14 protein-coding genes and 1 tRNA gene are annotated in these 15,739 nt (G+C 65.4%); 12 read left to right on the forward strand and 3 right to left on the reverse strand.

Annotation, left to right across the window (positions count from 1 at the left end):
- The first annotated feature begins 3 nt into the window (after positions 1-3).
- The 7 genes from ACQY8M_RS30505 (at position 4) to ACQY8M_RS30535 (ending at position 5,838) form a co-directional block, all read left to right on the forward strand.
- Complete coding sequence (locus ACQY8M_RS30505; RefSeq protein ID WP_428664041.1) at positions 4-3,126, forward strand: efflux RND transporter permease subunit; 3,123 nt, start codon at positions 4-6, stop codon at positions 3,124-3,126.
- Positions 3,127-3,237: 111 nt separating this feature from the next.
- Positions 3,238-3,510, forward strand: a complete 273-nt coding sequence (locus ACQY8M_RS30510; RefSeq protein ID WP_428664044.1) for a hypothetical protein — start codon at positions 3,238-3,240, stop codon at positions 3,508-3,510.
- An 86-nt stretch (positions 3,511-3,596) separates the two neighbouring features.
- Positions 3,597-3,953, forward strand: coding sequence for a molybdopterin dinucleotide binding domain-containing protein (locus tag ACQY8M_RS30515; RefSeq protein ID WP_428664047.1), 357 nt, complete (start codon positions 3,597-3,599; stop codon positions 3,951-3,953).
- Between the two features lie 269 nt (positions 3,954-4,222).
- A complete protein-coding gene (locus tag ACQY8M_RS30520) occupies positions 4,223-4,483 on the forward strand; it encodes a hypothetical protein (RefSeq protein WP_428664049.1) in 261 nt (86 codons plus the stop codon).
- 36 nt (positions 4,484-4,519) lie between these two features.
- A complete protein-coding gene (locus tag ACQY8M_RS30525; protein WP_428664051.1) occupies positions 4,520-4,900 on the forward strand; it encodes a copper resistance CopC family protein in 381 nt (126 codons plus the stop codon).
- A gap of 25 nt (positions 4,901-4,925) precedes the next feature.
- Positions 4,926-5,072, forward strand: a complete 147-nt coding sequence (locus ACQY8M_RS30530) for a hypothetical protein (protein WP_428664053.1) — start codon at positions 4,926-4,928, stop codon at positions 5,070-5,072.
- 4 nt (positions 5,073-5,076) lie between these two features.
- Positions 5,077-5,838, forward strand: coding sequence for a hypothetical protein (locus ACQY8M_RS30535; protein ID WP_428664056.1), 762 nt, complete (start codon positions 5,077-5,079; stop codon positions 5,836-5,838).
- A gap of 452 nt (positions 5,839-6,290) precedes the next feature.
- Here the strand turns inward: ACQY8M_RS30535 and ACQY8M_RS30540 are convergent, their stop codons facing one another.
- Both ACQY8M_RS30540 and ACQY8M_RS30545 read right to left on the reverse strand, forming a co-directional pair.
- Positions 6,291-7,454, reverse strand: a complete 1,164-nt coding sequence (locus tag ACQY8M_RS30540) for a helix-turn-helix transcriptional regulator (protein ID WP_428664058.1) — start codon at positions 7,452-7,454, stop codon at positions 6,291-6,293.
- A gap of 79 nt (positions 7,455-7,533) precedes the next feature.
- On the reverse strand, positions 7,534-8,331 hold the full coding sequence (locus tag ACQY8M_RS30545; protein WP_428664061.1) for a class II aldolase/adducin family protein: 798 nt from the start codon (positions 8,329-8,331) through the stop codon (positions 7,534-7,536).
- Between the two features lie 61 nt (positions 8,332-8,392).
- Between ACQY8M_RS30545 and ACQY8M_RS30550 the strand changes: the two genes are divergently transcribed.
- A complete protein-coding gene (locus ACQY8M_RS30550; RefSeq protein WP_428664063.1) occupies positions 8,393-9,403 on the forward strand; it encodes a methyltransferase in 1,011 nt (336 codons plus the stop codon).
- 52 nt (positions 9,404-9,455) lie between these two features.
- A tRNA-Glu gene (locus tag ACQY8M_RS30555) sits at positions 9,456-9,531 on the forward strand.
- A 3,288-nt stretch (positions 9,532-12,819) separates the two neighbouring features.
- Here ACQY8M_RS30555 and ACQY8M_RS30560 read toward each other — a convergent pair.
- Positions 12,820-13,032 (reverse strand): hypothetical protein, encoded by a 213-nt coding sequence (locus ACQY8M_RS30560; protein WP_428664066.1) that lies wholly within the window; start codon positions 13,030-13,032, stop codon positions 12,820-12,822.
- A gap of 331 nt (positions 13,033-13,363) precedes the next feature.
- On the opposite strand from ACQY8M_RS30560, the gene ACQY8M_RS30565 reads away from it, so the two are divergent.
- The 3 genes from ACQY8M_RS30565 (at position 13,364) to ACQY8M_RS30575 (ending at position 15,704) form a co-directional block, all read left to right on the forward strand.
- Entirely contained in the window at positions 13,364-13,669 is a 306-nt protein-coding gene (locus tag ACQY8M_RS30565; protein ID WP_428664068.1) for a hypothetical protein, read from the forward strand.
- An 80-nt stretch (positions 13,670-13,749) separates the two neighbouring features.
- A complete protein-coding gene (locus tag ACQY8M_RS30570; protein WP_428664071.1) occupies positions 13,750-14,838 on the forward strand; it encodes an ABC transporter ATP-binding protein in 1,089 nt (362 codons plus the stop codon).
- Positions 14,835-15,704, forward strand: a complete 870-nt coding sequence (locus ACQY8M_RS30575; RefSeq protein WP_428664073.1) for an ABC transporter permease — start codon at positions 14,835-14,837, stop codon at positions 15,702-15,704. The genes ACQY8M_RS30570 and ACQY8M_RS30575 overlap by 4 nt, the downstream gene beginning before the upstream one ends.
- The last annotated feature ends 35 nt before the right edge of the window (positions 15,705-15,739 follow it).

Here is a 15,739-nt window from a genome sequence, read left to right on the forward strand (position 1 = left end):
CCGATGTTCAACGTCCTCATCTCGCACTCTTTACGCCACAGGCTGCTGGTGCTCGCTCTCAGCCTGGCACTGATCGTATACGGACTCTACGCCCTGCCGCGCATTCCCGTGGACGTCTTCCCGGACCTCAACCGGCCGATCGTGACCATCATGACCGAAGCGGAGGGGCTAGCGCCTCCCGAAGTCGAGACCATGGTGAGCTTCCCGATCGAGACGCAGATGAACGGCGTGCCCGGCGTCAGCCGCGTGCGCTCGGTATCCGGCATCGGACTTTCGATCGTCTATGTCGAGTTCGAATGGGGAACCGACGTCTATCGTAACCGTCAGCTCGTCGCCGAGCGCCTGTCCTTCCTGCGCGACCAGCTCCCACCCTTCGCGCTCCCGCAGCTCGGGCCCTTGACCTCGATCATGGGGCAGATCGTGCTGGTCGCGATCACCGGAGAGCGGGCATCGCCGATGGAGCTGCGCGAGCTGGCGGACTTCACGGTGCGTCCGCGGCTGCTGAGCATCCCGGGCGTCGCCCAGGTGATCCCGATCGGCGGCGAGGTCCGGCAATTCCGGGTTTCTCCCCAACCGGCCGCGATGCGCTCGCTCGGCGTCAGCTACGAGCAGGTAGAGAAGGCGCTGGCCCAGTTCGGCGTCAACACCGGCGGCGGCTTCGCCGACCTCAATGCCCGCGAATACCTGATCCGCAACATCGGTCGCACCACCAGCCTGGACGACCTGCGCAACGTCGCGCTGGGCAATGCCGAGGGAGGGCCGATCTTCCTTCATCAGGTCGCCTCCGTCTCTTTTGCGCCCAAGATCAAGCGGGGCGACGCCGGCTACATGGGCGGGCCGTCGGTCATCGTCTCGGTGGAGAAGCAGCCCAACGTCGATACGCTCCGCCTTACATCCCGGATCGAGGAGGCGTTGCGCGAGCTGGAGCGCAGCCTGCCGGCGGGCGTCAAGGCCGATCAGATCCTGTTCCGTCAGGCCAGCTTCATCCAGACCTCGCTGGACAACATGCGGCGCGCGCTGGTCGAGGCAGCGGTGGCCGTGGCCGTCGTCCTGTTCGCTTTTCTGCTCAACTGGCGCACCACGGCGATCTCTCTCACCGCCATTCCGCTGTCGATCCTCACTACCGGCGCGATCTTCCACCTGCTCGGATTGTCCATCAACACCATGACGCTTGGCGGCATCGCCATTGCCATGGGCGAGCTGGTCGACGACGCCGTGGTCGACGTCGAGAACATCTTTCGCCGCCTCCATGAAAATCGGCTGCTGACCAACCCGGCGCCGGCCCTCGACGTGATCGTTGCAGCCTCTCAAGAGGTGCGGTCGGGTATCGTCTACGCCACCCTGATAATCATCCTGGTGTTTGTGCCGCTCTTTGCGCTTGGCGGCATCGAAGGCCGACTTTTCACCCCGCTCGGTGAAGCCTACATCATCTCCATCCTGGCGAGCCTTCTGGTCTCGGTGACGCTGACGCCGGTGATGGCTTACTACATGCTGCCCGGCCTGAAGCGGCTTGGCACGGGCGAGAGCGCGCTGGTCCGCTTCCTCAAGCGACACTATGGCGCCGGCCTGCTTGCCGCGTTGCGCAACGGCCGCCCCGTCGTGGCATTGGCGGTGCTCGGCGTGCTGGTCGCGGGTGGCGCCGCCTTCATGCTGCCTCGTGCCTTCCTGCCGCCCTTCAACGAGGGCACCTTCACGGTGAACATGCTGTTCAATCCGGGAGTCAGCCTGGCGGAATCGAATCGCGTCGGATCGATAGCCGAGCGGCTCATCCTCGACGTACCCGAAGTGAAGGCGGTCGGGCGGCGTACCGGCCGCGCCGAGCTGGACGAGCATGCCGAAGGCGTCCACTCCTCCGAGATCGACATCGATATCAGGCCGTCCAGCCGGTCGAAGGCCGAGATCGTGGCCGACATCCGACGCGTCCTGGCGGTGCTGCCCCTGTCGTTCAACGTGGGCCAGCCGATCTCCCACCGCCTCGACCACATGCTTTCGGGCGTTCGCGCGGAGATCGCCTTGAAGATATTCGGCGACGATCTCGACACGCTGCGCAGCAGCGCCGAAGCGCTTCAATCTCGGCTTGCCTCGGTTCCGGGGCTCGTCGACCTGCAGGTCGAGAAGCAGGTCCGCATCCCGCAACTCGAGATCCGCGTCGATTACGCGCGGGCGGCGCTGCACGGCGTGCAGCCCGGCGCTGTCGTCGACCATCTGAGCCGCCTGTCGAGCGGCCGGGTCGTCAGCCGCGTCGTCGATGGCTACCGCCGGTTCGACGTGGTGATGCGTCTCGACGATACGAACCGGACGACGGAGCGGCTTGGCGACCTTCTGATCGAGACGCCGGCGGGATGGGTGCCCGCGCGCCAGCTTGCCGACATTCGCGAGACCGACGGCCCCAACCAGATCCTGCGCGAGGGCGGCAAGCGTCGCGTCGTGGTGCTGGCCAACACCGACGGCACCCGCGACATGGCGGCGATCCTTGCCGATCTGCGGCTGATCGTGGCCGAGACGCGGCTGCCCGAAGGATACTTCACCGCCATCGAGGGCACCTTCCAGGCTCAGGAGGAGGCGACGCGGACGATGGGGCTGCTGTCGCTGGTATCCCTGACTCTGGTCTTCGCCGTCCTCTACAGCCGCTATCGATCGGGCGTGCTTGCCCTGATCGTCATGGGCAACATTCCGCTGGCGCTGATCGGCGCGGTGCTGGCGCTCGCCCTGGCGGGCCAGCCGCTGTCGATGGCGACCATGGTCGGCTTCGTCACCCTGGCGGGCATCGCCGCGCGCAACGGCATCCTGAAGATCAGCCACTACATCAATCTTTCCCTGACCGAGGGCCAACCCTTCGGGCGCGAGCTCGTGATCCGCGGCAGCCTGGAACGAATGACACCGGTGCTGATGACGGCTCTGGCTGCCAGCATCGCATTGCTTCCGCTGCTGATCGATCCGCTTGCGCCGGGCAAGGAGATCCTGCACCCGGTCGCGGTTACCATCTTCGGCGGGCTGATCACGGCGACCCTGCTCGACGCGTTCCTGACGCCGATCCTGTTCCTGAGATTCGGCGGAAAGGCACTCGATCGACTCCGCACGGCCGCCGCCTCGGCGCCTATGCGTGGGCCGGCCGAAGCGTTCTGATCCTCAGCAAAGGAGCCATCCATGACCTTCCGATCCCTCATCGCCCTGATCGGTCTCGTCGCTGCATTCCCAGCCATCGCCCACGAAGAGAAAGGGCCGAACGGAGGCCGCATGGTCGACGCCGGTCCGTATCACGCCGAACTCGTCAGCACGGAGAACAAGCTCGAGCTGTTCCTGGCTGACGCGAAGAACAAGCCGGTATCGATCAAGGGCTTCAGAGGCCTGGCCGTCATGTTGGTGAGCGGGCAATCACAACGTATCGTCTTGGAGCCGGCCGCCGACAACAGGCTTGCCGGCACCGCCGCAGTTCCCCTGGGCGCGGCCCCAAAGGGCGTCGTCCAGGTCACGGCGCCAGACGGCAAGACGTTCCAAGCCAAGTTCTGAGCCGACACCGGCTGGCATGTACACCACCGCGATCGGCTCCGCACTCGCGACCCCGATTTGATGTTGCGACGGGGGCGCCGTTTCGGATGGCACGTCCGACGTTTCGGGAGATGGGACCCGATGATGCCGCAGCCCGCGGCGTCGCGGACGGCGACCTGCTGCGGGTGTTCAACGACCGCGGCGCCTGCCTTGCGGTCGCGCGGCTGTCGGACCGCATCCGGCGCGGCGTGGTGCGCCTGTCGACCGGCGCCTGGTTCGACCCGGAGCTGTCAGGCTCGAACATCCTGCTCGAGAAGCACGGCAATCCCAACGCCCTGACCCTCGACATCGGCGCCTCCAAGCTCAGCCAGGGCTGCATCGCCCAGACCTGCCTCGTCGAGATCGAACGCTTCGACGGCCCGGTCCCCGAGATCACCGCCCACCGTCTCCCGGACTTCTTGTAAGGCTTCTCATGATCTTCCGGACCGCGAGCGTCCCGCTCGCGGTCCGGAAGAGTCCGACGCGCTGTCTCCCACGGATCGCCAGACAGGTCGTACGCGCTCGCACGCGGTGCTCGAGGGCACCGAGCACGCGCGCGGGCTCGCCGGAGGATCGATCATGACAAATCCGGACCTTCCGATAACCTGCACTGGAAAAATCAGGGGGGACGCTTTCGATGAATGGCACATTGGCGCGGCTTGCCGCAGGCCTGCCTGGAGAAGGCTGAGGGTCCATGAGCATCACCGGCATCCGCGGTATCTTCTTCGACTTCGTCGACGACAAGGGCCCCCAGAGCGTGGAGAAGGCGGCCGAGGTGCTGTTCGGCACCATGATGGTGGCCGACCAGCGCGTGGTCGACGAGACTGGTAATAGGGGAGCGGCTCTACAGGAAGGCCGCTCGGCCGGGTGGCTACGCCGAATGATCTCGACAAGGCGCGCGCATTGCAATCTTCTGCCGAATTGCAAGGTCTCGAGAGGAGGACAATGTGAGTGACGGCGGCACCGTATCCCGGCAGGTGGGCTTGGTCCCATGAAGCGTCGCGAGGCAATCGCCACTCTGGCCGCGTGGTGCATTTACCCATCGGGCGTTTTCGCACAGGCCAAAGGCGTGGCCGTCGTGGAATCGTTTCCCGCGGCGTACGCCCAGATCGGCTCGACGAGCAGCGATTTCCTGGTCCGCTTCGACCGACCCGTGGATCACGTCAAATCGAAGCTCGTCATCACTCGGAACGGCCGCGAGATCGAAACTCTCCATCCTCGGCTGGAGTCTGCGCCGGAAGTGCTGTTTGCGCGGGCGCCCACGTTGGCCGCGGGCGACTATCTGCTGCATTGGTCGGTCATCACGCTCGAGGGCGCGCAAGGCATCGAAGGCGATATTCCCTTCAAGGTCTCGGACCGGCCATCGCAATAAGATAACCGATGCATAGGCCACAGGCATGGTCTCGTTCCTGGAATTCGAGCAATGGAAGACGCTGGCCGTCGAGACGGGGGCCGTCGAGGCGGTGGCCGACGCCCGAGGCTGGCGCATCCTCGACATCGCCCGCGCCGGCGGCTCGCTGCGCACTCTCTTCGAGGTGAAGTAGCCCAATGCCCGTTCTGTATGTCAGCGTGGAAGAGGCCATTGCCCGCAAGGGCCTGCGCATGGTGGTGGTCGGCAATGTGCCCAGCCCGTGGGGCGAAGCGGCCAAGGGCATCCTGCACCTCAAGGCGATCGACTGGGCGGCGGTGCGCCTGGTCTACGATAGCGAGCCGCTGAAGCAATGGGCCGGCCAGCGCAGCGGCCCGGTCGCGATCTACGACGGCGAGCCGCCGCGCGCGGGCTGGGCCGAGATCCTGCTGCTGGCCGAGCGGTTGGCGCCGACGCCGTCGCTCGTCCCCGCCGACGCCGCCGAGCGCGCCGAGATGTTCGGGTTGGCGCACGAAATCTGCGGCGAGGACGGCCTCGGCTGGGCGCGCCGCCTGCAGCTCATCCATTTCGGCATTCAGCGACGGGGCGGCTTCCGGGAGAACGTCGCGATCTATCTCGGCCGCAAGTACGGCTACACGCCGGACCTCGGCGCCGCGTCCGACGACCGGGTGGCCGCCCTGCTCCGCATGCTGGCGGCGCGGCTGAAGGCCAGCGGCGGCCGCTACTATTTCGGCGATACGCTCACCGCCGTGGATATCTACAGCGCCACCTTCATGGCCCTGTTCCGGCCGCTGCCGCCCGATCAGTGCGCGATGGACAAGGAGAGCCGGGCCGCCTTCGAGACGCGCGATCCGGTGACCGACGCAGCGCTCGATCCGATCCTGCTGCAGCACCGCGACATGATGTACGCCAAGCATCTGGAGCTGCCGCTGTCGCTGTGATTGGCGATCGGGCACGCCGATCCACAAGCGTGTTGACCGTGCCGCTGCCGGCATCGTTGTTGGCATCCCTGCGACGATCGTCGCCGCTCTTGCTCACGGATGCATAATGCCGCCGGCGAGGCCGTATTGCCCAGATGTCGTTCCCTTGTTGCGACGCAGGGAGTTGCCGTGTCGGCCGGGGCCGCGTCATAGCATGAAACGATGCGCTGCTGGACTCGGTGAACTGCTGCGCCGTTTGCGTGGCGTGCCTCTGAACATCCCCACGTCCGACTCGCCGAGGCGATCGTCGGCGAGACCGAACCGCCCTTACCGACGGTCAGGAAGCAGGAATTTCAGGGCGCTTGCCGTCGAAGTGCTACAGAATAAGTTGCCGTGCCATCATACTGACAGCTGGTTTCGCGCTGGTCTGGCCTCCTGTCGCCTCTACAGCCCCCATCTTGCCGACCCCACAGTCATTCATTTTCACGCGACAGATTTGCTCCGCCCGACTTCAGCAGTCCGATCGAGGCAATCAAACGTGCCAAGTCGGTTTGCCGGTTGACACCGCTCTTGGCGAATACGTTGCGCAGCTGCGTCTTGATCGTATTCGGCGACAGATGAAGCTGACTGGCCGTTTCGGGGATGCTGAGTCCCGATGAGACGGCGAGGGCTACCTTGGCTTCGGCAGGTGTCAGGCCGTAGGCATCCATGAGCCAGGTAGCAGGTATGCCGGCTTTGTTGGCTGGATCGATGATGAACAGCACGACGGCGGCGCCTTGCAGATTGGCATCGGCGAGCCTGTCCACATCTTGTGCGCGCACGGAGGCGGCGAGGGCGAGGATCGTGAGCGAGTCGCCGCCGTCCGCACGCGGCACGCTGATCGTCCCCATAGGCACGCCCCGCAGGGTCGATTGGACAAGATTGTTCAGACGCCGGGAGTGCAGCGGCGAGGCATGGACAAGTCCTGCTTGACGCAGGCCGAGCGGCCCATGCTCGCCCTCAAACGACCTCGCAGCGGTATTGGCGAAGAGGATTCGAGCCTTGCGGTCGAGCAGGATGACGCCGACGGCGAGAGAATCGAGCGTCCGAAACTCGGCGCGCTGCAATGCCTTGTAGGCATCGACCCGAAGGCCGAGTTTCATCGACCGCTGCAGATGAGGTGTGAGCTTCTGCAGGAAGCGGAGTTCCTGCTCGCTATATGAACCCTGGCGCGGTCCCCGGTTCATGCTGAACGCAACGCCGAAGTCCGGCTTCTGCGCGAGGCCGATCATCGCACTATGGCCCAGTCCCTGGGGTCGCAAGACTTCGTCGAAGAACGCCGTCTGTCGCAATTCCGGCAATGCAAGGATTTCGTCCGAGGCTACGACGACTCCCACCGGCTGTTTGGTCGCCATATGGATGGTCCAGGGATTGAGCACATGTCGTTCCTTGAGGACGCGAATGCACTCGTCGCTGGTGTTGCAGTGGTGCTCGAAAAACAGGGTGCGGTCCCTCCCCGACTGGCACAGCAGCACACCGCCTGCGCTATTCGTCAGGTTGGCTATCTCCCGGAGGACTGCCACCCACAGAGAGTCATCCGCAGCCGCGTCGTAGATCAGATCCAGAAGCTTGTCGGACGGCTCCTCGAGAGAGGACAATTACCAGGCCCTCCTATCTGTCGCTTTGTTGAGCGCGAGCAAGTCGCGCACCATCTGCGGCCAAATCTGGCGAGTGGGGTCAGTTCCGCCAGCTCGTATCGATCTTGTCGATCTTGCGGATCAAAGCCGCAAACTCGAGGTCGCCGCCGCCGGTGTCGCTGTCGGCGAAGCCTTCGAGCTGCGAGCGCGACTTGCCGGCGACGTTGTCGCCCATCGTGGCGATCGTGCCCGCCGCGCCGGCGTCGATCTGGGTCTGGCAGGCCCGCTCCAGCCGGTAGAGCCGCAGGAATGCCTCGGCCACCGATCGGCCGGTGGTCAGCAGGCCGTGGTTGCGCAGCATCATCGCCGTCTTGTCGCCGAGGTCCGCCACCAGACGCGGACGCTCGTCGACCTCCAGGCTCACGCCCTCGTAATCGTGGTAGGCGAGGTTGCCGTGGAAGGCGGTCGCGTTCATCGAGATCGGCAACAGGCCCTCGCTGGTCGCGGCCACCGCCATGCCGGCGCGGGTGTGGGTGTGCATCACCGCGCGATGGCGCGCCTGGTGCGCCATGTGGATCGCCGAATGGATCACGAAGCCGGCGTAGTTCACGGGATGATTGGACTCGCCGATCGGGTTGCCGTCGACATCGATCTTCACGAGGTTGGACGCCGTCACCTCGTCGTAGTTCAGGCCGAACGGGTTGATCAGGAAGTGATTCGCCTCGCCCGGCACTCGCGCGGTGAGATGGCCGTAGATCAGCTCGGTCCAGCCGAAATAGTCGACCATGCGATAAGCGGCGGCGAGCTGGCGGCGCAGCACGGCCTCGCCTTCTTCCGGCGGCAGTGCGTAGACGTCGATGCCGGTGACCGGCAGGTCCTGGGCGATATGCATGTCCATGGGAAAACCTCCGGCCCCGAGCTTAGGCCCACGCGCTATGATCCCGCAACGGAGGAAACCAATGACGCAGCAACAACCGCAACGCCTCGACACCACCCGCCTGCAGAAGATGGCGCAGGCCTACTGGGAGAGCGCCGCCCTGATGGCCGCGGTCGAGCTCGAGATCTTCACCGCCATCGCCCACGGTCAGGACACCATCCCCGCCGTCGCGCGCACGGTCGCGATCAGCGAGCGCAACGCCGAGCGGCTGCTGACCGCCCTCACCGCGATGACCCTTCTGAGCCGCGAGGGCGACCGCTTCGCCAACGCACCGGACGTGCAGCGCTTCCTCGTCAAGGACGGCGAGCGCTATGCCGGGCCGTGGATCCTGTTCACCAAGCCGCGCTGGACCGCATTCGGCGAGCTGAGCGAGCGGCTGCGACGGCGCGAGGAGAAAACGCTCGGCCAGTACACCGAGTTCACGGTCGACGACGCCCGCCGCTACCATGCCGCGACCTACTCGATCGGCATGGGCGCGGCGCGGCTGTTCAGCCGGAGCGTCGACCTCACCGGCCGCAAGCTGATGCTCGATCTCGGCGGCGGCTCGGGCGCCTACAGCATCGTGGCGACGAAGACCTTCCCCGGCCTGAAGGCGATCGTGCTCGACCTGCCGCCGGTCGCTGTCGTGGCCCAGGAATACATCGCGGCCAACGACGCGGCCGACCGGGTGAGCGCGATGGCCGGCGACTTCACGACCAGCGCATTCCCGCAGGGCGTCGACGTCGTAGTGATGGCGAGCAACCTGCCGCAATACGAGCCGGCGCTGATCCGCCTCGTGGTCGGCAAGGCCTTCGCCGCGCTGGTGCCAGGCGGCGAGATGCACCTGATCGGCGAGACCCTGCACGACGACCGCCGCGGCCCGCTGTCGGCCGCGCTGTGGGGCCTGAACGAGGCGGTTCAGGGCAGCACCGGCGTCGCCCACACCGAGGGCGAGGTGCGCGGCTACCTGCAGGATGCGGGCTTCACCGGCGTCGCCGTGCATCCGTTCGTGCCCGGCGTCCTGTCGCGCGTGACCGGGCGCAAGCCGGGATGAAGCCGGGGTTGCGTCCCCCGCTCCCTTCGACTATTTACGGCCTCCGGTCTCTGCTCCCTTCGTCTAGAGGCCTAGGACGTGGCCCTCTCAAGGCTAAAACACGGGTTCGAATCCCGTAGGGAGCGCCAACCATTTCAGTGGCTTAGGCGAAATTGACGGGTCGGCGGTCTTAATCGGGGAAGCACGCGGCTCGATTTCGAGCACGCAGCCCCCCAATCCGCCCTGCACCGCATTGATAGTCGCGCCGATCGATGGCCCGTCGGGTCGATTTCGCCAGCAACGGCGCGACTTTGTTGCGTTCGGCTTGGACGCGGCAAACCAGAGGTAGGGAGACGTTTCGCCCGCTGCCTCCCGGCATGGTCACATCGGCGGCTGCTCTGCGGCGAAGAACTGCAGCCAGACGAATGCAGCAGCAGCGATCAGCGCCCCGACCAGAAGCGCCTTCTTGATCCCGACCATTCGAAGCTCCCCCTCTATGGCAGCACTATGGAGCAGTTCGAGCCGGGTGGTGACAGTAATTCGAGCCGCCGAGTGCCGCGTTGAGCGGTCGTGGACCGATTGGAGCCGTCAGCGTTTCTCGCCGGTCGGCGCCGCATCCTCCCCATCGAAGCCGCAGCTCGCCGACCTCCGGAGGATTCTTCGGCCTCGCTGTAGCTGCGCCGTCTTTGAGTCGTCCACCCTGTGCAGGAAAAGGCCATGCCGGTTGGGCTGCTGACGGCGAGGCCGTCGAGCAATGGCTATCCGGCGGTTCGCTCAAAAGCGCGCTGCCAATGCAGTGACCTGCGCCGGATGAGGCTGTCGTGATGCGACGACCGGAGAGGAAGGCCGCGTAGACGCACGCAGCCGATAGACCGGAAGCGGATCAACGCGCGGGATGCAAGCGCGCGAAGTGCCGCCTACGAGCGCGCGGCGGACTTCAAATCGGCCGTACGAGAGTAATCATTGTTGAAATGACCGTCTCGGCTGCTCCCCATCGCTACCCCGAGAGTGAGAAAGCCGAAGCTGCCGCCCAACATGAAAGCGGCAAGCAGCCAATACCACGAGACCATTGCATTCTCCGGTTCTTGTTGAGGCGCACGCAGTCAGAATCCAAGCGACTCTGCTTCCAAGACGCCGGATTATTGGGCCTCAGCGATTGAGCCGCTTCTTCCGGTTCATTGATTATTTGTCATCAACGGACTGCGCACTGCCCCAGCGCGCGCAAGTCATAAGGAATCCCGCCAACGCAACCCCGCCTAGCTGGCGGTCGAGCGTCGGCAGAATCCTGCCGTAGTAAGCGTCATCGACCCCCGGCTTTCCGGCACCTGCTCCCCCACGGCACGAGGGCATGTGGTCCGGGGCGCTGCAGGGAACAAATGCTGGATACAACCAGATGTTCGAGCGGTGTGTGGCCTTCATCATCGAGAGCATCTCTGCAAACCGAACCATTAGCTCGATACGGGTGTTGGGAGACACCGTCAGGCCAATTGGGACGGGCAACAACTTTGCAGTGAAGCCGATAACGACCGCGTGGCAGGGGGAGGTGGAGGGAGAGAATCTGCGCTTGGGCGGCGGTCAGTACCTCGAGGAGCTGCGCCTTTACGGGCCCGACAGGCTGGAGGGACGGTACACCGATCCAAAGGTTGTGGCGGTCACGCGGCCAAAGAGACAGTGAACATGCGTCGCCACTCTGGCTGTCCCAATCATGGACTCCCCTCGATCGACGAGATCCAGTGCGGAAAGGCCACGTCGCGGCGGCAGAGTTCGTGACGCTCAGGACCAATCAGGCTTTGACTCTCGACAGTCCGATTTGGTCGATGTCCGCCTTTGTAAGCGTACTCGGGGAGCGCCTGCACGAGCGCAGTCTCGGGGACGATGCCGGGACGGTTAGTGCCGCGTCGGGGCTTCCTCCCCTTCCTTCGTCGTCTGCATGGCCAATGCAGTCGGGAAGACCACACGTTATGCAGCGTCGGCAGGCGTACGGGTCGTCTCGATCGGCCCGCCCTCCTTACCAGCGACAGCGGAGGACGTGTCTTGGCACTTGGCATGAGCGCCAGGCCGCTCTATGCACTCGTACATGGGAAGCGTACTTCTTCAACCGGACACGGAGGTCGTGCTGGAATGGGTGCTCTTCGTCGCCTTGTCGGCGTCCGCGCTTTGCATGCTGTCCCTTGTGACAATGTTGATCATCGGCAAGTGGTGGGGGTACAGGAAGTAGCGGAAACTCGCTGCTTTTCACCGCCCTTAGCCCCATTTGAGCGAGTGAAATTGCCATAGTGCGACTGCCAGAAGCAGCACAATCGACAACATGATGGCCACGTAGGGCTTGTCCATTGGGGTCGGCTTTCCGTTGATGCTGCTTCGGCTCAGGTGTTTTCAGGGCCGCGCAATGCCCCGGCGCCTGCACGTCGCCCGCCCAGATCGCGATCGAGGCCAGGAAGCGACGAGAGCCGGGCAGGCGCGTCACCTCCGCAGCGCCCCGCGGCGATGGCCGCTGTTCGGCCGGCTTGGTGACAATCGAAAGCCCCTCCGGCCCCCCTGCCAACGCCGGTAAGGGTCGCGACCAGCGCCCAGATAGCCCCAGAATCCATTTGCCCCCCTCTCTGTCTCCCGGCGACAAGATCCCCGCCGGGCACGACCGCGCGGGGGCAACATTGCGGCGACGCTGGGACATTGCGTTTCCCACTACGCGGTTCGCGCCGGTGCTGTCGGCCGCGGCGCCGGCTGCCGCTGGTGACTTCCGCCGTGGATTTATCGGCCGCAGCCGCCCTCATCGAACTCGCGCAGCGCCAAGACACCTGTTGCAAGCACTGCACGAAAGGCCCCGCCCACCGGGGGCCTTCTCTGGATGATGACCCGGCACGACGCGAAGAGCCCGCCGATGGTGCCGATCAGGGCATTTGCCCCAGGCATCGCGCCCGCCGTGTCTGGACGGCGGACACTTTCTTGCCTTTGAAAACACCGGCAAGCACCATCATCGGCGATCATAGCGCGGGCACATCACCGGCTGGGCGCTCGTATCACCGGACAGGGCCAAGCCGGTCCCCAGCCTGAAAGGAATATGATGCTCGCGCTGAAGAGCCTGATTGCCGCTTGTGTGTTCGCCGTCCTGCTTCATCCGGCGATGGCAGCCAACGACGCGGGAGGGTATGGCGCCGCAGGCGGCATGCAGGAAGGAACTCCTTCGGCCGGGGCGCCGGCGCCTGCTGCGATCCGGCCTCGCGGTGACGCAGGCGGCGCAAATGCCGCGACGTGCGCAAGACCGAAGTTGACGCCCGAGCAGCGGGCGGAACGCAAAGCGCTGAGGGAGCAACGCCTGGCGCAGGGAGTGCAGCATCCGCCGAGGACCGCCGAACAGAAGGCCCGGACTGCAGCTCGCCGGGCGGCGCGGTGCAGGAACTAGCGGCCGCGCAGAAGCGCCCCTGCACCGAGGCCAGTCACTCGACGTTATCCGACGGCTGCTCGGCTTCCGTTGGCCTCAACGACCTAAGCTCATCGAGCCTGCGCACCGCCCGCCAGCCGGCGTTCAGCCATACCTTGCGGTCCGCCTCATTGAGCTCGGACCATTTTCCCGGCGTCCCGGTCGTATCCTTGATGTAACCCCAGTACAGGCTGCGCGCGACGGCAAGGATGATCTCACGATTGGCCATAAGAATACCTTCATCTTCAACTCGCGCGGTGAAGGACGCGCGTTACGCTTCGCTCAACACAACGCAAATTCGATGCCATACGCCGGAATTGACAACGAATGAATGCACCATCGCCTTTGCAGCAAAATGACGTCGACGCGATTTTCTGTGGTCTTGTCCTCGGCGGCTGCTCGAAGAAACAAAAATTTCCACGCTGCACTCCGGATAACAACAATGGTGTCATCCCGAGCGCAGGTCATCGCCGCTCGCTTCAATCGCCCGCCGCGGCGATTCCCATTGACCCACCTGTCGGCAATGCACTTCTATCCGGCTCTCACTGTCAGGAGGACGGATGGAAAAGAAGGATTTTCGCGAACTGTCGCGGAAGAAATACTACGCGACCAAACGCCTGCCGGAAATCAGGCAGGAGCTGCTGCGGCTGGGAACGGAGAGCAAGACACTTAGGGCCGCGCTGACTGCCGGTGCAGAGGGCAAGAGGGCTGTCAGCTTGGCGCGCCGGCAATACGTATATTTGGCAACACGCGCCACGAAGCTGAAGGAAGAACGTAATGCCCTCAGAGCCGACCTCGTGACCTTGAACGCAGAGCTGAGTGCCCTCGGGGCCGAACGCCACAAGGCCACGGCGAAAGCCCCATAGCCTCGCGGAGCGACTACGCTGAGGGTCGGAGCGTCGATGAAGGTCGCACTCTCCGCGACGCGGCGATATCATTCCGTGACATGTCGGAAGTACCCCGCTCGAACGCCGCAGCCCGCCACGATTGCCACGTCAGGATCAGTCACCTGCGCAAGTGTTACGGCAGCGTCGTCGCGGTCAGGGACGTGACGATCGACGTAAGCCCGGGCGAATTCCTGGCACTCCTGGGGCCGTCGGGATCGGGCAAGACGACCTTGCTGATGGCGGTTGCCGGCTTCGACTTCCCCGATTCCGGCCGGATCGAGATCGGCGGCGAGGATGTCACCTGGGCCGCTCCGAACAAGCGCGATCTCGGCATGGTGTTCCAGCGCTACACCCTGTTTCCGCACATGAGCGTGCTCGACAACATCGCCTTCCCGCTGCGCATGCGGAAGGTCGGCCGCGCCCAGCGCAACGACCGCGCGCGGGCGGCGCTGAAGACCGTGCGGCTCGAGGGTTATGGCGACCGCATGCCGGCGCAGCTGTCCGGCGGCCAGCAACAGCGCGTCGCCCTCGCCCGCGCCATCGTCTACAATCCAAAGGTCCTGCTGATGGACGAGCCGCTTTCCGCGCTCGACAAGAAGCTGCGCGAGGAGATGCAGGTCGAGATCAAGCACCTGCAGCGCGAGCTCGGCATCACGGTGATCTTCGTCACCCACGACCAGACCGAGGCGCTCACCATGGCCGACCGAATCGCCGTGCTGAACTTCGGCGAGCTGCAGCAGGTCGGCGCCCCCAAGGACCTTTACGAACGTCCCGCGTCGGCGTTCGTCGCGGGCTTCATCGGCGAGACCAACTTCTGGCCGGCGCGTGCGAAGGCCGATGCGGCGGCCGGGACGGAAGCCGAGGTCGAGCTGGAAGGCGGCGACAGCGCGCGCGTTCTGGCCGTCGATGGGTTGAGGCGCGGCCAGGCGGCACAGGTCGCGATCCGTCCCGAGCACATAAAGCTCGCCCCGAACGGCATCGGCGCTGCCGTCGAGGACGCCATCTATGCCGGCAGCATAACGACGCTCTTGGCCAAGACCCGCGGCCCGACCCTGCGGGTGCGCCTGGAGACGCCGGAAGCGACGCCGGGCGGCACTATCGCGGTCGGCTGGGAGCCCCGCAACGCGCGGGCCTACGCGGCATCGTGAGCGCCCGCCCCTCGTCCTTCCTGCTGGGCGGTCGCACCTACAGCCCCGCCGCCAGCCTGCTGCTGGCGCTGCCCTTCCTGGCGATGATCGCGCTCGCCTTCCTGCTGCCGCTCGGCATGCTGCTGCACGAGAGCCTGTTCGTGCCGACGTTCAACGTGGCGAACTACGAGAAGGTGTTTGACCAGGCAGTCTACCTCCGCGTCATGGGACGCACGCTCCGGATCTCCGCCCTGGTGACGGTCATCACGCTGCTGCTGGGCTTTCCGCTCGCCGCCCTGATGGCGCGCACGCGCGGCCTGCTGCTGGCCCTGCTGCTGCTCGCTGTCCTGCTGCCGCTGTGGACCTCCGTCCTGGTGCGCACCTACGCCTGGCTGGTGCTGCTCCAGCGCAACGGCGTGCTGAACGACGTGCTGTTCGGCCTGCATATCATCTCCGCACCGGTCCAGCTCCTGCGCACCGAGGGCGCTGTCGTGCTGGCGATGAGCCACGTCCTGCTGCCGTTCATGGTGCTGCCGCTCTATTCGGCCTTGCGCGCGATCCCGCACGACTATACGCGTGCGGCCCAGATGCTGGGGGCCGGCAGCTTTTCCGTCTTCCGCCACGTCGTGCTGCCGCTGTCGCTGCCGGGCATCTCCTCTGGCTGCCTGATGACCTTCCTGCTGGCGATCGGCTTCTTCGTGACGCCGGCGCTGATCGGCGGGCCGCAGCAGATGATGCTGGCCACCCTGGTCCAGCAGCAGGTCACCGAGCTGCTGAACTGGCCGTTCGCCGGCGCGCTGGTCGGCGTGCTGCTGGTCTTCGTGCTGGCGCTGGTCCTCCTGTTCAACAGGGTGGTGCGGCTCGACCGCTTCGTCGGCCAGCTATGAGGCGCGCGCGCCCCGCCGCCGCTAGCCTGGCCGTC

Source organism: Reyranella sp. (assembly GCF_965279465.1).
Taxonomy (GTDB): domain Bacteria; phylum Pseudomonadota; class Alphaproteobacteria; order Reyranellales; family Reyranellaceae; genus Reyranella.